Raw genomic sequence first — 21,147 nt, forward strand, 5'->3', positions numbered from 1 at the left:
TCTTCAATGTTTTTCATTGATATCATCAATTCTTAAAAAATAAAAATGTGTACGGTGTGCTCGTACACATTTTTAAAGTTCTTGTTCATGATAGGCTTGTATAATTTTTGCCACAAGGGGATGCCGTACAACATCTCCAGCTTCCAGATAGGAAAAATGGATATCTTTAACATCTTTCAAAACCCGCTCAGCAATGATAAGTCCTGATTCCATTTTTGTTGGCAAATCAATTTGGGATTTATCTCCTGTAATGACCATTTTGGAACCATAGCCTAAACGGGTTAAAAACATTTTCATTTGCATGTGAGTTGTATTTTGGGCTTCATCTAAAATAACGAAGGCATCATCTAAAGTACGTCCTCTCATGTATGCAAGAGGAGCAATTTCGATTGTACCTCGTTCGATAAGGCGCTGCGTATGTTCCGTTCCATACACATCATGCAATGCATCATATAATGGACGAAGATATGGATCGACTTTCTCCTTCATATCTCCAGGCAAAAAACCAAGAGATTCTCCAGCTTCAACTGCTGGACGCGTTAAAATAATGCGTTTAACATGTCCATTTTTCAATGCCTGTGTTGCCATCACGACGGCTAAATAAGTTTTTCCTGTCCCTGCAGGCCCAATAGCGAATACTAAATCTTTTGAGCGAATGGCCTTGATGTATTCCCGCTGGCCAATCGTCTTCGCCCGAATCGGCTTGCCTGAATGGGTTCTCGCTATTTCAATATCATACAATTCCGCAAAATATTCAATTGTTCCTTTATTCATCATCTCAATCGCGTTGGCAACATCCCGCAAATCGATATTGATGCCTTTACGAATGACTTTTAACAATTCTTTTAATAATACAGTCACCTTTTTCTTTTGCTCTTCTTCTCCGGCAATTTGAATTGTTTGGCCGCGAGTGATGATTTGACAGTTGAATGTTTCTTCGATTAACTTTATGTTTTTATCGCCCATTCCGAGAAGCATAATCGCTTCATTCGAATTTTCTACTTGTAACTCTGTTAATTCTTCCGTCATATTTAATCTCCTTGGTCAATAGGATATTCTTTCGCAATATTTTCATTTACCAAAAATAGGACTTTCCCTTTTACTTTATCATCATCAAAGGTAACGTGCAAAATATTTTCTTTCTTGATATTCGTTTTTGGTGGAAGCGAGCGTAAAATTTTTTCGTGCAATAGAGGCAAGATAAATGAGTTGATGTGTTCTTCGGAAAGTTCTTGAGTAGTTGTTGTATAAGTTTGGGTTTTTTTGATTTCGATAAAATTTGAAATCCACTTTGGCAATTTGACTTCTTGTAACGATTGTTCCTTCTCCTCTTCTTTTTGATTTTTTAATTCAATCGTCCACTTTTTCTCAGTGGCAGAAATATATTGCACTTTTCGTGGAATTTCAAAGCTTGTTTCCAGCCAATAATCGGCGTATACTTCTCCTTTTGCACCAACAGCAAGGTAATCATCCTCCCCTATTTGAATAACCCCGGAGACAAGTACATCTCCTTTATAGACTGTGGTATTTGGCATGACTCGGCGCTCGCCGCTTGTAATATTAAAATGGGTAATAACTCCACTCTTTGCAGCAATTAAATGGTAAAGTCGATCCGGCTTTTTGTCTTTCACTTCTGTAATAGGAGCAAGCTGCGGAACAATCGTCATGCTGCCTCCTTTTTTGATAATATGAACCCATGAAAGGTCACGGATTTCTTCCATGATTGTTTGTCTAATTTCATGATCGGAAAGGAGATGGCGTTTTAGTAAAGGCTGTTTTAATTTTATTTTTTCATCCAACACTTTTTCCACTTTTGCCTCAAGTTCAGGTGTTTCCGCTTCTACATCCACTTTCCAAATAAATTGGGCACATAAGATTGGAAGAAGAATCATAAGTGCTATTCCGATGATTGTCCATCCTGTATTTTGAAAAATTCTTGATTGTTGCAAATAACGAATTTTTACTTTTAAATGATATTTTTTCCGCAATGCGCGAACCGTAGACACTTCTTTTCTTGTAATTTCAAATTTGACTTCATCATCTAAATACTCCAGTTCGCGAATTTTTACCCGATTTTGCTGCAGGCGCCGAATAAATTCATGCACTTTTTCTCCGCGGGACACGCGGACTACTACAGGGCGACGGTCGTAAATTCTCATAATTCCTTCACCTGTCGTTTCATTTCAAAATATTTTAATTCATCCACATGCACTAAAATTTCCTCTTCTTTAAGCACATTGATATGTACTGAGGAAGCTTCAATCTTCACAAGGAAGTCTTCATAATAAAACTTGCAATGGGCTTCTGATGCTTCAATAAATTTATAGTTTCCAATTATTCGAATTTGGCTAGTATTCATTATTTCAATCATAGGCTCGCTCTGGAATAACTTTTTCAAAAAAAACTGCCCTCCCTTTCCGCAAGTATATGCGGAGAAAAGGGAGGACATGATTCTTTTAACGTTTTTTCGCTTTCGGCGGGCCTAAGATTTCCTGTGCAATGATTGCGTTGACAAGCCCCTCTTTCGATGATAAAAAGGAATGCCCAGTTCCTTTAGTGCTGCGCTGGTTTTGTTTGACCGCGACAGGTTTTGGATTTTGATCTTTTGCCATGTTTACATGTTTTCTCGATGTTTCGATTTTCGGCTGTTCCCCTTGTATTTCCAATTTCGGCGCCGCCTCTTGTTTCGGTTGTACTTCTTTCTTTTCCGTCAACTGTTGATAAATTTCTTTAGCAAATTCATCGAATGTTTTAATCTCAACTTTTGGCCTATTTTGAGGATTTTGATAAACAGGAGGCGGCGTGGATGGATTATGCCGATCCTTTGCCTTGCTACTTAAAATGGAGCCGATAAGGCCAAATAATATTAAGATGATTAAACTTTCCATTAATAGCACTCCTTTCTGAGGAGTTTATTATGACTCTTCTTGCTGAGTTTTCGTTACATTTGCTATGGACTCTCTCATAGCTGTATCAGCTTGGATATTTTTGTAATTCATGTAATCCATGATGCCTAAATTTCCTGAGCGCAATGCTTCTGCCAACGCCAAAGGAATTTGCGCTTCCGCTTCCACCACTTTTGCTTTCATTTCTTGCGTTCTCGCCACCATCTCTTGCTCTTTCGCCACCGCCATCGCACGGCGTTCTTCCGCCTTCGCTTGAGCGATATTTTTATCCGCTTGAGCCTGTTCAATTTGCAACTCAGCACCAATATTTTTACCAACATCTACATCGGCAATATCGATGGATAAAATTTCGAAGGCAGTACCTGCGTCCAAACCTTTTTTCAACACTGTTTGCGAAATCATGTCAGGATTTTCCAAAACTTTAGAATGGGACTCACTTGAACCGATTGTACTAACAATACCTTCACCAACTCTGGCAATTACCGTATCTTCGCCGGCACCGCCGACTAAACGGTCCAAATTCGCGCGTACTGTAATTCTAGCCTTTGCTTTTACTTCAATCCCGTTAAGGGCGACACCTGCAATAAATGGCGTTTCAATTACTTTCGGGTTAACGGACATTTGAACGGCTTCCAACACATCGCGACCAGCTAGGTCAATGGCAGCAGCCCGTTCAAAAGACAATTCAATATTCGCTCGTTGTGCAGCAATTAATGCATTGACAACTCGGTCCACATTCCCACCGGCTAAATAGTGGGATTCCAATTGGTTAATCGTCACAGCCAACCCTGCTTTATGGGCCTTGATTAACGGGTTCACAATTCTACCTGGTATAACGCGGCGCAAACGCATTCCGATTAACGTTAAAATGCTCACACGAACACCGGCTGCTAATGCACTAATCCACAGCCCAACAGGAACAAAAGTAAAGAATATCCCTAAAACGATGATGACTAGCACAAAACCGATTACCGATGTTACAAATAAACCATCAACAAATATCATGCATCTTCTCCTTCTTTCTCTTTGATTTCTCTTACAACGATTCTTGACCCTTCAACCTGCACGACTTTTACTTTTTTATCAAAATCGATATAGCTTCCTTCAGAAACCACATCAACCCTTTCATCCCCTATTAAAACCGAGCCAGCAGGTCTAAGAGGTGTAAGAGTAATGCCTTCTTTCCCTAATAAATCATTGCGATTGATATTGGAAACATAACCTTCTTCAGTCGTTGTTGCATCTTTCAACACCAGTTTGCTAAAGAGATGTATATTTTTTCCGAAGAACTTCACTAATACCACCATTCCTATTATGGCAATCGCCAATGCTATAATCATCGAATAAGCCATGTGAACAACACTTTTTCCTGCAAACAATAAACCAATTACCATGAAAGCACTACCGATAAGTCCTAAAATCCCCCCAGGGACTAGTAACTCCGCAAGCAACAAGGCAAATCCGATCATAAATAAAAGAATGTTTTGAAATCCTGCAAATCCCGCTGATACATGGCCAAAAAAGAATAAAATTATTGATAAGAACCCAATCATGCCGGGTATTCCGATTCCAGGCGAGAGCAGTTCAAATACTAAACAAAGAGATGCAACCGTTAAAAGTACCGTTACCACAATCGGATTCGTTACAAAGGTTGCCAGTTTTTCAACAAAAGTTGATATATTACCAGCTTCCATTCCATTTTCTATTGCCAAAGCGCTGCTTGGAAAGATGAAACATAATATCATAAACATGGTCATCCACTGAAAAAGCCATGGCTTATTCATTTTTCCCCCTCCTTCCTTCCGTCAAGCATCATGTTAACTTATATACGAACATAACCTCTTGAAAGTTTCAAATTTTTCATGAGTAGCCTTAATATTATTCTAAATGAAAACAATTGGAATTTCCTCTTTTTAGTTTTATATATAGTAAAAAACCCTAGTATTTGCTTAAACAAATACTAGGGATTTATTGGCTATGAAGTGTATCTTACGCGTGTTACGAACGAAGGGCATATGATCATCAAATTATGACCACTTACGTTTGCGTGCAGCTTCAGATTTTTTCTTACGTCTTACACTTGGTTTTTCGTAAAATTCGCGTTTTCTAATTTCTTGAATTGTACCATTTTTTGATACATTTCGTTTGAAGCGACGAAGAGCATCTTCAAGTGTTTCGTTTTTTCGTACGACAGTTTTTGTCATCTCTTATCCCTCCCTCCGAACACACGTCAATACACAGAAAACATTCGTTTTAATGTGTACTTGAGAATTATACCGTAATGTAGTAATGAAGTCAATAGCAAACACTACAATGTTTCTTCAATTATTTTTACACCGCTGCTTGTCCCGATGCGATTTGCTCCAGCTTCAATCATTTTTAACATATCCGCTAAACTGCGAATTCCTCCTGAAGCTTTCACGCCCACTTGTTCTCCAACGGTTTTGCGCATTAATGCGACATCTTCCACCGTCGCTCCACCTGTTGAAAAACCGGTAGATGTTTTTACAAATGCAGCGCCAGCCTCTACAGCCAACTGACAAGCTTTTACCTTTTCCTCATCAGAAAGCAAGGATGTTTCTATAATTACTTTCACCAATCGGCCGCTAGCGGCATTCACCACCTGCTTGATGTCTTCCTTCACTCGTTCATAATCACGCGCTTTTAATAAACCAATATTTATTACCATATCAATTTCATCGGCGCCTTGTTCAATGGCCTGCGTTGTTTCAAAAACCTTCGTCGCTGTTGTTACAGCCCCTAAAGGAAAACCAACGACCGTGCAGACATTGACCTTGGTGCCTTTCAAAATATGTTTACAATCCTTTATCCAATATGGATTGACACAAACAGAAGCAAAGCCGAATTTTTTCGCTTCCTCACATAATTTTTTTATTTGCTCTTCTGTTGCATCGGGTTTCAGCAGCGTATGGTCAATGTATGATGCATAGTTTATTGACATAGGAAATGCTCCTTTTTTGCAATATTATTTTTGTCCAATTTCTCTTATGATACCATACGAAATTCATTCATTTTAAGGTGAAATTTGCCCAAAATGAAAAGCGTGCATTCTTGGATTGGAATAAGAATGCACGCTGAAAGGATTATTGATATTGTTCTTCAAGTATACGCACAAATTGGCCTTCGTTGTAAGGATAACCGGCTTTTGTAATTTTTACTTTTACCAATTTCCCAATCAGATCAGAAGAACCTTCAAAAACAACACGCAAATAATTATCTGTATAACCAGCGAGCATATTTGGACCGATTTCTTTTACATGCTCTTCCGGAATTACTTCAAGCACTTCACCTTCAAAACGGGAAGCGTATTCTTTCGCCAATTGATCGTTTAACGTAATTAAACGGTGTACCCGCTCATTTTTTACTTCTTCATCCACTTGGTTTTCCATGCGGGCCGCTGGAGTACCAGTCCGTTTTGAATATGGGAAAACATGAAGCTCAGCAAATTTATGCTCTTTTACAAAATTGTATGTTTCCATAAATTCCTCTTCCGTTTCACCCGGGAAACCGACGATGATGTCAGAAGTAATGGCCAAATTCGGCAATGCTTCTTTTAATTTATTTAACCGCTCTGCAAAGAATTCCATTGTATATTTGCGGCGCATGCGTTTCAAAACAGTATTAGAACCAGATTGAAGCGGGATGTGCAAATGATTCACAATAATGTTTGAATTTCGGAGCACATCGATGACTTCATCCGTTAATTGAGAAGCCTCAATCGATGAAATTCTTAAACGTTTTATGCCTTTTACATTCGCTTCAATATCTCGGAGAAGCATCGCTAAATTATAATCCTTGAAGTCTTGGCCATAACCGCCTGTGTGAATGCCGGTTAAGACGATTTCCAAATAGCCTGCATCTACTAATACTTGGGCTTGCTTAATAACCGCTTGAGGATCGCGGGAGCGCATAAGTCCTCTTGCCCACGGGATAATACAGAAAGTGCAGAAGTTGTTGCAGCCTTCCTGGATTTTCAAGGAAGCGCGGGTGCGGTCTGTAAAATATGGTACATCCATTTCTTCAAATACGCGGTTTTTCATAATATTGCGGACTGCGTTAATCGGCTGTCTTTCTTTGCGGTACTGTTCAATATATTCAAGCATTTTCGCCCGATCTTGAGTACCCACCACAATATCCACGCCGGGAATTTCTAAAATTTCCGCCGGGGAAGTTTGGGCGTAGCAGCCTGTTACGCAAATGACCGCATCTGGATTTTTTCGGATCGCTCTGCGAATCACTTGGCGAGATTTTTTATCACCTGTATTTGTCACTGTACACGTATTTATCACATAAACGTCTGCTTGCTCTTCAAAATCAACACGCTCATAGCCATGCTCTTTAAACAATTGCCAAATGGCCTCGGTCTCGTAATGATTTACTTTACAGCCTAATGTATGAAAGGCCACAGTTTGCAAGGCAACACACCTCTTTCATTCAAATTCATATGATATGGCAGAAAGGACATATAAAGGCGCCGTTTCTGCTCTTAATATTCTTGGACCCAATGCCACAGGGATTGCGCCTTTTTCTTTAAAGGCTTCCACTTCTTTTCTCGAAAGTCCACCTTCTGGGCCAAAAATAAATAAAATGGACTTCGATTCTTTATCATACACTTTTTTTAACTTGTCCGCAAATCTTGTGTGCTCGCCCTTCGCCTCTTCTTCATCGGCTACAAACACCGCATCGTAATCTGGAAATTTTTCCAATAGCTGCTGGAATGAAAGAGGTGGAGAGATGATTGGCACAAAAGTTCGGTGGGATTGCTCCGCTGCTTCTTGGGCAATTTTGGATAAGCGTTCCATTTTCCTGCCGATTTTCTGATGATCCCATTTTACAATGGACCGTTCTGCCGCAAAAGGAATTAATCCATGCATACCAAGCTCTGTTCCCTTTTGGGCAATGAATTCAAGCTTATCGCCCTTTGGTAAACCACACGCAATATCTACTTGTATAGGCATTTCAGGAGAAGGAATCGTCTCCTCCGTTTGTTCCACTATCACTTCTTGGCCTACCGAAAGAATGGTGCAGACATATGCGATTCCATCTTGCACGACAATGATGTGCTCGCCCTTTTGCATGCGCATGACTTTCGATATATGACGCGCAGCTTCTCCGACAATTGTCAATTGCTTTTGTTCATTAAATGGATCATCAACAAAATATCGCTGCATGATTTCCTCCTAAAATAAGGAGTTGTCTTAATCGACAACTCCATAAATTATTTTTTCGCAATGATGGAAACCCAATCTTCCAACATTAAAACTTCATCAATGGAAAATCCGGATTTTTCAAGGGCGCTTTTTACATCTTCTTTTTTTGCACCTATAATTCCTGATGTAATAAACGTTCCCCCTGGTTTAAGAATGGAATAAGCATCGTCTGTAAAGCTCATGATGACTTCCGCTAAAATGTTGGCCACCACTACATCCGCATTGATATTAACAGTTTCTAACAAATTCCCTTGCAATACTTCAACGATGTTTTCCACCTTATTTAACTCCACATTTTCTTTTGCTGACTTGACAGCAACCGGGTCTAAATCAAGGGCGAGCACTTTACTAGCATCTAACAAAGCAGAAGCTATCGATAAAACGCCTGAACCGGTGCCGACATCAATCACAACATCCCCCGGTTTCACTACTTTTTCCAATGCTTGCAGACACATGACGGTTGTAGGATGCGTTCCGGTACCAAAGGCCATTCCAGGGTCAAGCTCAATGATGATTTCATCGGAATTTTTACGTTCATAGTTTTCCCAAGTAGGCACAATGGTGAAACGTTCAGAAACTTTAATTGGATGATAATATTGCTTCCATGATGTAGCCCAATCGTCTTCGTTTACTTCACAAGTCGTTAGAATATTTTTCCCTATATTGATATTGAAATTTTTCAAGTTGGCGATTGCAAGTTTGATTTCCTCAATCGTTTCAGCCAAAAAGCTGGATGCAGGAAGATAAGCCTTCACAATCACCCCTTCAGCAGGATAATCATCTGGACTTAAGTCATAAATTTCTCCATATACATTATCCCGTTCTTTTATGAATTCGGATGAATCTTCAATGACTACCCCGCTTGCTCCAGCTTCATGAAAAATATTGGAAACGGCTTCAACCGCTTCATTCGTTGTCAATACGGATAATTCAGTCCATTTCACTTGCAATCACACTCCAATGTTTCCTCGTCATTTCTTATTTTGTCTCACCTTTAAATTTTTTTTTGATTTTATTTAATAATGAGCTTTCTTGTTCTTCTGGAATATCGCCGCTAATTTCAGCAAATTCGCGCAACAATTGTTTTTGCCGTTCTGTTAAATTTGTTGGTGTTACAACTTTTACGTTCACATATTGATGGCCTCTGCCGTAGCCATGGATGTTTTTTACTCCTTTATCTTTAATGCGGAATTGAGCGCCGGATTGAGTTCCAGGTGGAATTCTTAATTTCACTTTTCCATGGATGGTTGGCACTTCTATTTCATCGCCTAAAGCCGCTTGAGGGAACGTAATTTTTAAATCATAGTAAATATCGTCCCCTTCTCTGACAAAGTAAGGATGTTTTCCTACTTTAAAGACAATGTATAAGTCGCCAGGAGGTCCTCCATTGATGCCAGGCTCTCCTTGGCCGGCTACGCGCAATTGTTGGCCGTCATCAATGCCTTCAGGAATATTGATTTTGATTTTTTTCCGTTTTTGTACTCGACCTTTTCCGGCACAAGTTGTACATTTTTCTTCGATTATTTTACCAGTACCATGACAGTAACCACAAGTACGGCGATTAACAATTCGTCCCAAAGGCGTGTCGATTGCCTGGCTGATTTGACCTGTACCGTTACATTTATCGCACGTTTTTGGATTTGTGCCAGGTTTTGCCCCTGAACCGTGGCATGTGTCACACTCTTCTTCTCTAGGAATTTCAATTTCTGTTTGTTTACCAAACACTGCATCTTCAAAGGAAATGTTCATGCGATACTGCAGATCGTCGCCTTTTCGAGGAGCATTTGGATCTCTTCTTCGTCTTGAACCGCCGCCAAAGAACGTGTCAAATATATCTTCAAAGCCGCCGAAGCCGAAGTCGCTGAAACCACCGCCGCTAAAACCGCCGCCTTGGCCGTTTACTCCGGCATGCCCAAATTGATCATATTGAGCTCTTTTTTGGTCATCGCTTAACACTTCATAGGCTTCATTAATCTCTTTAAATTTTTCTGCTGCATCCGGTTCATTGTTCAAATCAGGGTGATATTTTTTCGATAATTTTCTATATGCTTTCTTTATTTCATCCTTTGTGGCGTTTTTGCTGACGCCAAGGACTTCATAATAGTCACGTTTCATTACCTCACACTCGCTCTCTTTAACATAACGTCTATTTTATCATATATGCGTAGATTTTGTTAAAGTGAAAAATGCTGTAATTATAGGTTTCACAAAAAGGTTCTATTCATGGAAAAAGTCAAAGACCAAAACGGCTTTGACTTCATCCAACCATGTATCGATGTTGAATAGAACAGCTATGTTGATAATGAGAGAAAAGGCGGTGCGAAGGAGGGCTTTATACATAGTAAACCGCCTTTTCTTTTTAAAACATGGAGAATTTATTATTTATCTTCGTCTTTTACTTCTTCAAAATCTGCATCCACTACACCGTCGTCTTTTTTACCGTCTCCGCTTTGGTTCGCTTGTGCTTGTTGAGCAGCTTGTTGGTATACTTTTATGATTAATGGTTGAAGCACACCTTCAAGTTTTTCTTTTGCAGATTTGATTTCGTCGATGGAACCTTCTTTTAATGCTTTAGATAATGCATCTTTTGCTTCTGATACAGATTTCTTTTCATCTTCTGTGATTTGGTCGCCCAAGTCATTGATTGTTTTATCCACTTGGAATACTAATTGATCCGCTTCGTTGCGGAGTTCTGCTTCTTCTTTACGTTTTTTGTCCGCTTCAGCGTTTTCTTCCGCCTCTTTAATCATACGTTGAATTTCTTCTTCAGATAAACCTGAGTTTGATTGAATAACGATTTTTTGCTCTTTGCCAGTGCCAAGGTCTTTCGCTTTAACAGATACGATACCGTTTTTGTCGATATCGAATGTAACTTCAATTTGCGGTACACCACGTGGAGCTGGTGGAATATCTGTTAATTGGAAACGGCCCAATGTTTTGTTATCTGCTGCCATTGGACGTTCACCTTGCAATACATGAATATCCACAGCAGGTTGGTTATCTGCAGCTGTTGTGAAAATTTGAGATTTAGAAGTTGGGATTGTTGTGTTGCGTTCGATTAATTTTGTGAACACGCCACCCATTGTCTCAATACCTAATGAAAGCGGAGTTACGTCAAGAAGTACGATGTCTTTTACATCTCCAGCAATAACGCCCGCTTGAATGGCTGCACCCATCGCAACTACTTCATCTGGGTTAACGCCTTTATGAGGTTCATGGCCTGTTTCACGTTTTACAGCTTCTTGAACCGCTGGAATCCGTGTTGAACCACCAACAAGGATAACTTTATCGATATCAGATGCAGTAAGTCCAGCATCAGAAAGAGCTTGGCGAACAGGAACCATAGTGCGTTCAATTAAGTCTTTTGTCAACTCTTCAAATTTGGCGCGAGTTAAAGATGTTTCTAAGTGTAATGGACCCTCTGGACCTGCCGTAATGAATGGCAATGAAATTTGTGTAGTAGTGGCGCTTGATAATTCTTTTTTCGCTTTTTCCGCAGCATCTTTTAAGCGCTGCATTGCCATTTTATCTTTTGATAAGTCGATGCCATGTTCTTTTTTGAATTCATCCACTAAGTAGTCAATGATTTTTTTGTCGAAATCATCGCCGCCAAGTTGGTTATCACCGGCAGTAGCAAGCACTTCGAAAACGCCGTCGCCAAGTTCAAGGATGGAAACGTCGAATGTACCGCCGCCAAGGTCGAATACTAAGATTTTTTGGTCTTCTTCTAATTTATCCAATCCGTAAGCAAGGGCAGCGGCAGTAGGCTCGTTAATGATGCGTTCCACTTCTAATCCGGCAATTCGTCCAGCATCTTTTGTTGCTTGGCGTTGAGCATCATTAAAGTAAGCTGGCACAGTGATAACTGCTTTTGTTACTTTTTCGCCTAGGTAATCTTCAGCGTAGCTTTTTAAATATTGTAAAATCATCGCTGAAATTTCTTGAGGAGTGTATTCTTTATCTTCCACTTTTACTTTGTAGTCAGTACCCATGTGGGATTTAATGGAAAGAATTGTATTTGGGTTTGTAATGGCTTGGCGTTTTGCCACTTCTCCTACTAGACGTTCTCCATTTTTAAAAGCAACAGCAGAAGGTGTTGTACGGTTTCCTTCTGGGTTCGGGATGATTTTAGGTTCTCCACCTTCTAATACTGCTACAACAGAGTTCGTAGTACCTAAGTCAATACCAATAATTTTACTCATATTGAATTTTACCTCCTATTTCACACACAAATTTCATTACTCATTAACAGAAACCATAGATGGTCTTAATACGCGATCTTTCAATTTATACCCTTTCTGGAATTCTTTTAAAACAATGCCGGATTCTTTTTCTGGATCAGACTCTTGCATAATCGCTTGATGAACATTCGGATCAAAAGGTTGGTCTACAGCCGGAATGACTTCAAGCCCTTCTTTCTTCGCTGCTTCAATGAGCATATTGTAGACCATTTCAATTCCTTTATATAAATTTTTTGCGTCTTCCGATTCCACTTTGACATCCAGTGCTCTTTCGAAATTATCAATCACTGGCAATAAATCCATAAGCAAGCTTTGGGCGCGGTATTTTTCAGCCGCCTGCAAATCAAGCTGGCTGCGTCGACGCATATTTTCAAAATCCGCTCTCAAACGCAAATAGCGGTTTTCTTCTTCCTCAAGCTTTGCTTCCAACTCAGCAATTTTCGCTTTATATTCTTCCACTAAAGGCCCTTCAACTAAAGAGCTAGCATCTTCTTCATTGCCCGCTTCTTTGTTTTGAGAGGCTTCTTCATTGGAAGATGCAACCTCTCCATTTGCTTGAGCAGCTGCTTCTTCTTTTACAGTATCATCTTGTTCGATTGTTTCTTCCTGTTTGTTCTTGTTTTCTGTCGTTTCGGACACTTAAAATCCTCCTTACTATCCACCATTCAATTTTTCTGTGAATGTTCTCGACAATCCTCTTCTAACAATGTCAAGCAATGTTACGACCCGCTTATAATCCATTCTAGTCGGTCCAATGATAGCAATAGCGCCATTTTGGTCTTCGCCGGCAGAATAAGATGCCGTAATGACACTGCAATGCTCCACAGCAATATGATTGTTTTCAGACCCGATGCGAATCGTAATTCCCTGTTTCACTGGCTGGAACAAAGACATTACTTGACTCTTTTTGTCCATTAATTCCAATAATTGACGGACTTTGTTAATATCGTGGAACTCCGGCTGATTCAACATATTCGTTTTGCCGCCAAAGTAAATTTTACTATTATTTTCAACAGATGCAACTTTTAGCAATGATTGAATGATGGAATCCGCCATATGGACATGCTGCTTTAATACTTCATAAGTTTCTTTTTCCAATTTATGTTGAAGATGAATCAACGGAACGCCCATTAACCGTTCATTTAAAATATTCACCGTTTTTTCGATATCTGAAGAATCAAAGCCATCAGGCAAAGAAATGACTTGGTTTTCCACATGCCCTATATCTGTAACGATTATTGCAACTGCCATTTGTTTTGAAAGAGGAATAATTTGAAAGCGTTTAACTCGATGATCTGTCACGTTAGGTCCAAGCAAAATGGCAGTATAAGATGTCAATTCAGACAAAATGCTTGCAGCTTCACGAATCATTTGTTCCATTTCAACCTTTTGTTTTTCAAAAATGGATTGAATTAAATTTATTTCCTCAACGGACATGCGTTTAGGTTGCAATAGGTGATCCACATAGTAACGATATCCTTTTTCAGAAGGAATGCGTCCTGAAGATACATGGGTTTTTTCTAAATAGCCAAGTTCTTCTAAATCTGCCATTTCATTTCGAATAGTGGCTGGTGAATAATTAATGCCTTTTTTCTTTGAAATTTGACGAGATCCAACAGGTTGAGCAGATGTTACAAAATCATCAACGATTACTTGCAAGATTTGCAATTGACGCTCAGTTAACATGAAAATCACCTCTGTTAGCACTCGTTTAACGAGAGTGCTAATACTATAATAAAATTAGCAAAACAATGAATCAGTGTCAACGAAATACCCCTACTCGCTCAATAAAAATTGTTGGAACACTTCATTGCCTAAAAAGCGGCCTTTTTTTGTTAACTTTAAACGTCCGGCATCTTCCATTATTAAACCTTCAATGATTAGTCTGTGAATCACATCGCCATATTTTTCATTCATGGAAAAGCCCATTTTCATTTCAAACTGTTTAAAAGAAACCCCTTCATTTTTTCTGAGTCCTAAAAACATTTCCTCTTCGCACTTTTCCGAGATTGTAACTTGATGTTGATAGAGTATCGGCCTTTTTCCCGTCTCGATTGCTTGCAAATATTTTTTGATTGGACCGCAATTGGAATATCGGATGCCGTTCATATATCCATGGGCTCCAGCGCCAAATCCTGCATATTCATCATTGTCCCAATAAATTTTATTATGAATAGATTCATAGCCTTCTTTTGCAAAATTGCTGATTTCGTATTGATGAATCCCCTTCTCTTCCATCTCGTCCATCAGCATTTCATACATTTTTGCCTCCAATTCTTCCCCAGGCAGTTGGAGTTTTCCCTTTGCATATTGAATGTAAAAAACCGTCTTCGGTTCCACTATTAATGAATAGGCGGAATAATGAGGCAAGTTTAACCTAAGTGCCGTTTCAAGAGTATCTTCCCACTGCTTGAGAGTCTGTCCAGGAAGCCCATACATTAAATCAATATTAATATTTTCAAAACCGACGTTCTTTGCCCATTCAATCCCTTGATAAATATGATTTATCGTATGGGTTCTGCCCAGTTTTTGGAGGAGTGCTTCATCAAAGGACTGAACCCCTAAACTAAGCCTTGTTACGCCACCGTTTTTTAATGCTTTCAATTTATCAATGGAAAGTTCATCTGGATTCGCTTCTGCTGTAAATTCAAGTACATTGGTCGGCAAACAATCAGCAATCAGCTCCAAAAGACGTTCCAGCTGCTTAGGAGAAAGAGCAGTTGGTGTGCCTCCTCCTAAATAAATCGTTTCTATGTTTGCAAATTGCTCCGGTTCCTTTGAGACAACCATCGCCATTTCTTTCCCGACGGCTTCAATGTATTCATCTACCGGCTGCTTATGAAAATACACTTTGTTAAAGTCGCAGTAATTGCATATTTGATGACAGAAAGGAATATGGATATATACTCCTCGGACCATTGGATCCCTTCTTTCTACTATTTATCTTACTATTGTACAATTTCAAATGGAAAATTCAATGTGGAAGGGATTTATACAGAAAAAGAGGGTGTCTAGAAAGTTAAACTTTCGAACCCCCTCTAAAATAAGCTTATTTTTTATTTTCATCATCCATTCTCAATACGGCCATGAACGCTTCCTGAGGGATTTCCACGGAGCCTACTTGCTTCATGCGCTTTTTCCCTTCTTTTTGCTTTTCAAGCAATTTGCGCTTCCGTGAAATGTCCCCGCCATAACATTTTGCCAATACGTTTTTGCGCATTGCTTTAATGTTGGAACGGGCAATGATTTTTGTTCCAATTGCTGCTTGAATTGGCACTTCAAACTGTTGGCGCGGAATAATATCTTTAAGTTTTTCCACAATTATCTTGCCTCGTTCATAAGCAAAATCCCGATGGACGATAAAGCTTAATGCATCGACTTTTTCGCCGTTAATTAAAATATCCATTTTCACCAGTTTGGATGGCTTGTATCCAATTAACTCGTAATCGAAGGAAGCATAGCCTTTCGTGCTGGATTTTAAATGGTCAAAGAAATCATAAACAATTTCAGAAAGCGGCATTTCGTACGTAATTGTTACACGTGTTGTATCAATATAGTCCATATTGATAAATGTGCCGCGTTTTCTTTGGCAAAGTTCCATCACCGCGCCGACATAATCATTCGGCACCATAATCGTCGCTTTCACATACGGCTCCAGCACTTGGTCGATTTTTTGCGGCGCTGGCATCATGGATGGGTTGTCCACTCTTACCTTTGTACCGTCCGTCATTTCAACTTCATAAATAACGGATGGCGCCGTTGTAATGAGGTCTAGATTGAACTCTCTCTCAAGACGTTCTTGAACGATTTCCATATGCAATAAACCTAAGAAACCGCACCGGAAGCCAAAGCCTAACGCTTGGGAAGTTTCCGGCTCAAATTGCAAAGCCGAGTCATTTAATGCTAGTTTCTCCAAAGCTTCACGCAAGTCGTTATATTTGGCTGTATCGATTGGGTAAAGTCCGCAGAACACCATTGGATTTAATTTCCGGTACCCAGGAAGCGCCTCTTTCGCTGGGCGGTCGGCATGGGTGATTGTATCCCCGACGTTCGTATCGCTAATATTTTTGATGGATGCGGTAATGTAGCCAACATCGCCGACTGTTAATTCAACCACCTGCGTAGCTTTCGGCGTATGTACCCCAACTTCCACCACTTCGTATTCGGCTCCTGTCGCCATAAAGCGGATTTTGTCGCCAGGTTTTACAGTACCGTTCACCACCCGCACTAATACAACGACCCCTTTATAGGAATCGTAGTAAGAGTCAAAAATAAGGGCTTGCAACGGTTCATCCGGGTCCCCAGATGGTGCTGGAATTTTTTCAACAATTTGCTCCAATAATTCATCAATTCCGATGCCGGCTTTTGCGCTGGCCAACACTGCATCTTCCGCATCAAGACCAATTACATCTTCAATTTCTCTGCGAACCTTTTCAGGATCTGCTGCAGGCAAGTCGATTTTGTTAATGACCGGCAAAATTTCCAAATCGTTGTCAAGGGCTAAATAAACGTTCGCAAGGGTTTGTGCCTCAATGCCTTGCGCAGCATCGACCACTAAAATAGCCCCTTCACAAGCGGCTAAACTTCTGGACACTTCATAAGTAAAATCGACGTGTCCAGGAGTATCAATTAAATGGAAAATATAAATTTGTCCATCTTTTGCCTGATATTTTAATTGAACAGCATTTAATTTAATTGTAATGCCGCGTTCCCGTTCAATGTCCATGGAATCCAAAAGCTGTTCCTTCATTTCCCGTTCCGTTAGGGCTTTCGTTTTTTCTAAAATACGGTCCGCTAACGTGGATTTTCCATGGTCAATATGAGCGATAATAGAAAAGTTTCTGATGCGTTTTTGTCGTTCTAATCGTTCTTCGCGATTCATATCTTCACTCCTAACAAATGCCTCCATGCGAGTTGGGCTTTTCTATTTCGCAGGAGGCTTTAACTTTCCTCTATATAACTTCGGATTGACATATTTTTTACATAAAATGATAAACTAAGTTGAATTATACTATGAATGACAACAAAAGCACAATAACAAACAAATACTGTTCTTCTCCTGCTTCCAACCTGCTCACAAATAAAAAAGCGTTTAAAAGATAAACCCCCCTTAAACGCTTTCATAAAGAATTATTTTTTCGCCAAACTATTCGCTACCGCTTGCGCCAGCACCGCAGCCGTCCGATACACTTCATCTTCGGTATTATCAATGCCTCCAATTTCAATTAAAATAAATTCCTTCGCTAAATCTTGATTATACACCCCGTCTACACCTGAGCCCTTCTTTTCAATAATTCCTCGAGAAATATCCGGAATGATTGCATTCATGGAATCACTGATTGTTTGGGCAATTGATTTATTCAGTTTATAATTAGGATTTTCCGCACCGATGACAAAGGCTGCTTTTGCATAAGAAACATCTTTATGGACAATTGTCGTCTTTTTGTAAGAAGCAGAATCCCGATGTATATCTAAAATCAAATCGTATTGATTTGTCTTTAATTCTTCCGCAACATAAGGCCTTACCGTTTTATAGGCATCAACAATCGTTTTTCCATTTTCCTTTAAAACCGTCATCACATCGACATCAAGCGTTTTCGCTTCCATGCCGTTCAACCGGAAGTAATCTTCCATTAGCTGATGCATGGAATATAAATTTGATTGATCGTCATAAACAGCCACCATTCCCTTTTCATTTTGTAAAAACGGTTTATAGGTTTCATGGGAATGAGTAAACAACAAAAGCACTTTAAAAGGCTCTTTTGGAGGCGCCACATCAGAAACAACCAAATCGTTTGATGCATAAAGTATTTTTTCTTCTGGTGTGGCAGGCACATATTTTTCATTGTTTGGAAAAGGCATAAACCCTATCACAATTGGTAGCGAAAAAAAGAAAAGTATTGTCAGTACAAATCCTCTCAATTTGTTCATCAGCATCCTCTCCTTCCTCTACCATATGGAAGGAAGAGAATTTTTAGAACTAGTTCACTTTCTCATCAATCCATTGAAATAGACAATTGCTGATGAGCGTGGCGTATTTCGTCATCCAAATATCGACTTCTTTTGGTGTGACAATTAGTCTTTGGGAATTGGACAAAAGCACTTCTTCAAATAATTGCCGCCGTTCTGCCTTTGACCAAGTTGACCATTCGCCAAAGATTGGCCGAATCACTTCGTAATCAATTTCTTCATCTTCCGAATCGGATGTCCAAGAGGTTACGGCTAGTTTTCCTGAAGGTTTATTTTTTTCTTGAACTTTTTTTGCAATGGAGCGGAAGACTTTATCCACTGCATCGGCAATGATAACTGTTGCATCTACCACCGTTGGAACACCAATGGCCGTGACAGGTACACCCAACACTTCTTTTGAAATTTCTGTCCGCTGATTTCCTACTCCTGAACCTGGATGAATTCCGGTATTTGTAATTTGAATGGTTTTGCATAATCTCGATGTTCCACGGGTAGCTAATGCATCAATGGCCAACACCAAAACCGGTTTAATTTTTTCTGTTAAAGCATGGACAAAATCGCTCGTTTCAAAGCCTGTTTGCCCTGTAACGCCAGGGGCATATAAAATAAATTGATCCACATGCTCCTCCAGTTGTCTTGCTTGCATTGCATCAATGGTAAAGGGACCAATGGCATCCGGCGTTATGGTTTTGTTTCCTAGGCCAATTACTAAAACTTTGCTGTCTTTGGTGAATTTGATGTCTTTATGAATTTCTTCAATGTATTTGAGAAAAGCTTTTTCCAATTGCTCCATTCCCTCAAGGTCGTCAATATTTAGAGATGGAACCGTTAATGTAATATATTGCCCCTCTTTTTTTCCAATTTCTTCGGAGCCTTCTTTGCTGACGGTTACTTTTGTCACTTTTACACGATTTTCATTGAATTCTTCAAAGAGGACGCCTTCTGAATCATCTAACTTCTCTTTTTGCTGCTTCGTTTGGTGCTGAACGACCTCTTCCGTTTCATCGATTAAGTCAGTTCTAGTCCAATTGATTTCTTGCATGATGATCACCTCTTTTCTATCATGTTCATTCTGTCAAGTAAATATTCTTTGCATTTATGTGTTGCAATTATAGATTTCCTTTTGTATAATGTTTTCTGTTGTATTAACAATTGATTAGAGAATTTATCATCTCGTATTCTTATTAGGAGGTGAAAACATGCCAAATATTAAATCAGCAATCAAACGCGTAAAAACAAACAAAAAAGCAAACGTTGCAAACTCTTCAGCAAAATCAGCTATGCGTACAGCTGTGAAAAAAGCTGAGCAAGCAATCGCTAGCGGTGCTGACAACGCACAAGAATTAGTGATTCAAGCTACTAAAGCTCTTGACAAAGCTGTTAGCAAAGGAATCATCCATAAAAATGCTGCAAGCCGCAAAAAATCTCGCCTTGCAAAAAAATTAGCTCAAGCAAACTAAAATAAAAAGATCAATTGTTTTTATGACAATTGATCTTTTTTCTTATCGAAAATTGAGGTTTGGACAAATCTAAAAAAAACATCATTTTCTCCAAAGAGAAAATGATGTTTTTTTGATATGTTATTAAAACGATTTTTAGTTATATCCATTTTTTATCAAAATTCTTTCAGCTGCCCCTATAATTTTTGGTTTATGTCCCAGCCTCGTTTTTTATAAACTTTTTAATAAAAACATTTCTAAGTATCTCTCTCGGTTTCCCCCGGTTGTTTTTAATTGCAAATCGATTTCCGCCAATTCATTTAAGGCTTTTAGCAGCCTCTCTTCTGTAGGTCGGTTTTTTCGTTCCAGCATTATTTTGACCCGGTATGGATGGATGTTTAATTGCTTTGAAATTTGGGTTGGAGGATAACCTTTTTTATGTAAATAATAAACACTGTTCATCGTTCTGATATTGTTTGCAAGCAACCCCACCAGTTTAATCGGCTCTTCCTTTTGGCGCAATAAATCATGATAAATTCGAAGGGCTTCTTGAGTGTTATGGGCTAAATAAGCATTTAACATTTTAAAGGCATCATGTTCTAATGTTATGGCCACTAAATTTTCCACAAGCTCCTTTGAAATGACGACCTCATCCCCTAAATAAAGGGCTAGTTTTTCAATTTCCATTTGAAGTTGGTTCATATTTTCACCGACCATTTCAACCAGTTTATCGACCGCATCATCCTCGATCTTTTTGCCCCAACTTGCGGCCTCGCTTTGAATCCAGACGGCTAAATCTTTCTCCCCAAGCGCTTCTGCGTGTAGCATAACGCTTGTTTCCTTCATAAGCTTCGTAATTTTTTTCCGCTCATCCAGTTTTTCATAAGGAGCAATAAAAATCACCACTGCAAAATCGGAAGGGTTTTTCAGCCAGTTTTCGAGGCGTTTTAAATCATGGTCGATTTTTTCTGCTCCTCTTTCCGCAGCTTTTAAAAAGGTTGCATTTTTTGCCACAATTAATTTCCGTTCAGATAAAAAAGGAAAAGTATCCGCTTCATCTATTACAAAATCGACAGGAGTTTCCTCTAAATCAAAAGTGGTCATTTCCACTTCTTCATTTTTGCTTAAAACTTTTTTAATCCGTTGAATGGTTTCATCTATAAAATAAGCTTCTTCACCATAAATGCAGTAAATGGGGGCGATAGTGCCCTTTTCAATCTCTTTCCAAACTTTCTCAAACATTTCAAGTAACCTCCAAATTGTTCGTACCAATAGTATACACGATTGAAATAAAGAACTGTATTTTTTGTATAAAATGTGTCAAAATGAAATAGAAAGATAAAAGATTTTCCACAATCTC

22 protein-coding genes are annotated in these 21,147 nt (G+C 39.2%); 1 reads left to right on the forward strand and 21 read right to left on the reverse strand.

Annotated elements, in window-relative coordinates; all coding sequences use genetic code 11:
- Nucleotides 1-72: 72 nt before the first annotated feature.
- The 20 genes from DKZ56_RS10625 to gpr all read right to left on the reverse strand — a co-directional run bounded on the left by DKZ56_RS10625 (nucleotide 73) and on the right by gpr (nucleotide 19,390).
- On the reverse strand, nucleotides 73-1,029 hold the full coding sequence (locus DKZ56_RS10625; protein ID WP_208649966.1) for a PhoH family protein: 957 nt from the start codon (nucleotides 1,027-1,029) through the stop codon (nucleotides 73-75).
- A 2-nt stretch (nucleotides 1,030-1,031) separates the two neighbouring features.
- Nucleotides 1,032-2,159, reverse strand: a complete 1,128-nt coding sequence (locus DKZ56_RS10630) for a sporulation protein YqfD (protein WP_208649967.1) — start codon at nucleotides 2,157-2,159, stop codon at nucleotides 1,032-1,034.
- Nucleotides 2,156-2,398, reverse strand: coding sequence for a hypothetical protein (locus DKZ56_RS10635; protein WP_208649968.1), 243 nt, complete (start codon nucleotides 2,396-2,398; stop codon nucleotides 2,156-2,158). The genes DKZ56_RS10630 and DKZ56_RS10635 overlap by 4 nt, the downstream gene beginning before the upstream one ends.
- 58 nt (nucleotides 2,399-2,456) lie before the next feature.
- Nucleotides 2,457-2,888 carry a hypothetical protein gene (locus DKZ56_RS10640; RefSeq protein ID WP_208649969.1) on the reverse strand — a complete coding sequence of 144 codons (432 nt, stop codon included), beginning with the start codon at nucleotides 2,886-2,888 and terminating at the stop codon, nucleotides 2,457-2,459.
- A 27-nt stretch (nucleotides 2,889-2,915) separates the two neighbouring features.
- Nucleotides 2,916-3,911 carry a flotillin-like protein FloA gene (floA, locus tag DKZ56_RS10645; protein ID WP_208649970.1) on the reverse strand — a complete coding sequence of 332 codons (996 nt, stop codon included), beginning with the start codon at nucleotides 3,909-3,911 and terminating at the stop codon, nucleotides 2,916-2,918.
- Nucleotides 3,908-4,690: an NfeD family protein gene (locus tag DKZ56_RS10650; protein ID WP_208649971.1), complete on the reverse strand. Its 783-nt coding sequence runs from the start codon at nucleotides 4,688-4,690 to the stop codon at nucleotides 3,908-3,910. The genes floA and DKZ56_RS10650 overlap by 4 nt, the downstream gene beginning before the upstream one ends.
- A gap of 243 nt (nucleotides 4,691-4,933) precedes the next feature.
- Nucleotides 4,934-5,110 carry a 30S ribosomal protein S21 gene (rpsU, locus tag DKZ56_RS10655; RefSeq protein ID WP_208649972.1) on the reverse strand — a complete coding sequence of 59 codons (177 nt, stop codon included), beginning with the start codon at nucleotides 5,108-5,110 and terminating at the stop codon, nucleotides 4,934-4,936.
- A gap of 104 nt (nucleotides 5,111-5,214) precedes the next feature.
- The gene (deoC, locus tag DKZ56_RS10660; protein WP_208652235.1) at nucleotides 5,215-5,862 is read right to left on the reverse strand and encodes a deoxyribose-phosphate aldolase; all 648 of its coding nucleotides are present in this window, start codon (nucleotides 5,860-5,862) and stop codon (nucleotides 5,215-5,217) included.
- A gap of 148 nt (nucleotides 5,863-6,010) precedes the next feature.
- Nucleotides 6,011-7,342 (reverse strand): tRNA (N(6)-L-threonylcarbamoyladenosine(37)-C(2))-methylthiotransferase MtaB, encoded by a 1,332-nt coding sequence (mtaB, locus tag DKZ56_RS10665; protein ID WP_208649973.1) that lies wholly within the window; start codon nucleotides 7,340-7,342, stop codon nucleotides 6,011-6,013.
- 15 nt (nucleotides 7,343-7,357) lie between these two features.
- The gene (locus DKZ56_RS10670; RefSeq protein WP_208649974.1) at nucleotides 7,358-8,098 is read right to left on the reverse strand and encodes a 16S rRNA (uracil(1498)-N(3))-methyltransferase; all 741 of its coding nucleotides are present in this window, start codon (nucleotides 8,096-8,098) and stop codon (nucleotides 7,358-7,360) included.
- Between the two features lie 47 nt (nucleotides 8,099-8,145).
- Nucleotides 8,146-9,081, reverse strand: a complete 936-nt coding sequence (gene prmA / locus DKZ56_RS10675) for a 50S ribosomal protein L11 methyltransferase (RefSeq protein ID WP_208649975.1) — start codon at nucleotides 9,079-9,081, stop codon at nucleotides 8,146-8,148.
- Nucleotides 9,082-9,115: 34 nt separating this feature from the next.
- Nucleotides 9,116-10,252 (reverse strand): molecular chaperone DnaJ, encoded by a 1,137-nt coding sequence (gene dnaJ / locus DKZ56_RS10680; RefSeq protein ID WP_208649976.1) that lies wholly within the window; start codon nucleotides 10,250-10,252, stop codon nucleotides 9,116-9,118.
- Nucleotides 10,253-10,354: 102 nt separating this feature from the next.
- A complete protein-coding gene (locus DKZ56_RS15765; RefSeq protein WP_281275655.1) occupies nucleotides 10,355-10,477 on the reverse strand; it encodes a hypothetical protein in 123 nt (40 codons plus the stop codon).
- 38 nt (nucleotides 10,478-10,515) lie between these two features.
- Nucleotides 10,516-12,339, reverse strand: a complete 1,824-nt coding sequence (gene dnaK / locus DKZ56_RS10685) for a molecular chaperone DnaK (protein ID WP_208649977.1) — start codon at nucleotides 12,337-12,339, stop codon at nucleotides 10,516-10,518.
- A 36-nt stretch (nucleotides 12,340-12,375) separates the two neighbouring features.
- Entirely contained in the window at nucleotides 12,376-13,017 is a 642-nt protein-coding gene (gene grpE, locus DKZ56_RS10690; RefSeq protein ID WP_208649978.1) for a nucleotide exchange factor GrpE, read from the reverse strand.
- 15 nt (nucleotides 13,018-13,032) lie between these two features.
- Nucleotides 13,033-14,064: a heat-inducible transcriptional repressor HrcA gene (gene hrcA, locus DKZ56_RS10695; RefSeq protein WP_208649979.1), complete on the reverse strand. Its 1,032-nt coding sequence runs from the start codon at nucleotides 14,062-14,064 to the stop codon at nucleotides 13,033-13,035.
- 90 nt (nucleotides 14,065-14,154) lie between these two features.
- On the reverse strand, nucleotides 14,155-15,297 hold the full coding sequence (gene hemW, locus DKZ56_RS10700) for a radical SAM family heme chaperone HemW (protein ID WP_208649980.1): 1,143 nt from the start codon (nucleotides 15,295-15,297) through the stop codon (nucleotides 14,155-14,157).
- 130 nt (nucleotides 15,298-15,427) lie between these two features.
- On the reverse strand, nucleotides 15,428-17,260 hold the full coding sequence (gene lepA, locus DKZ56_RS10705) for a translation elongation factor 4 (protein ID WP_208649981.1): 1,833 nt from the start codon (nucleotides 17,258-17,260) through the stop codon (nucleotides 15,428-15,430).
- 248 nt (nucleotides 17,261-17,508) lie between these two features.
- Entirely contained in the window at nucleotides 17,509-18,309 is an 801-nt protein-coding gene (spoIIP, locus tag DKZ56_RS10710; protein ID WP_245989423.1) for a stage II sporulation protein P, read from the reverse strand.
- Nucleotides 18,310-18,358: 49 nt separating this feature from the next.
- Nucleotides 18,359-19,390, reverse strand: coding sequence for a GPR endopeptidase (gene gpr, locus DKZ56_RS10715; RefSeq protein ID WP_208649983.1), 1,032 nt, complete (start codon nucleotides 19,388-19,390; stop codon nucleotides 18,359-18,361).
- A 157-nt stretch (nucleotides 19,391-19,547) separates the two neighbouring features.
- Between gpr and rpsT the strand changes: the two genes are divergently transcribed.
- Nucleotides 19,548-19,808 carry a 30S ribosomal protein S20 gene (rpsT, locus tag DKZ56_RS10720; RefSeq protein ID WP_208649984.1) on the forward strand — a complete coding sequence of 87 codons (261 nt, stop codon included), beginning with the start codon at nucleotides 19,548-19,550 and terminating at the stop codon, nucleotides 19,806-19,808.
- 210 nt (nucleotides 19,809-20,018) lie between these two features.
- Here the strand turns inward: rpsT and holA are convergent, their stop codons facing one another.
- Nucleotides 20,019-21,029 carry a DNA polymerase III subunit delta gene (gene holA, locus DKZ56_RS10725; protein WP_208649985.1) on the reverse strand — a complete coding sequence of 337 codons (1,011 nt, stop codon included), beginning with the start codon at nucleotides 21,027-21,029 and terminating at the stop codon, nucleotides 20,019-20,021.
- Nucleotides 21,030-21,147 lie beyond the last annotated feature (118 nt).

This window comes from Ureibacillus thermophilus, from assembly GCF_004331915.1.
Lineage (GTDB): Bacteria > Bacillota > Bacilli > Bacillales_A > Planococcaceae > Ureibacillus > Ureibacillus thermophilus.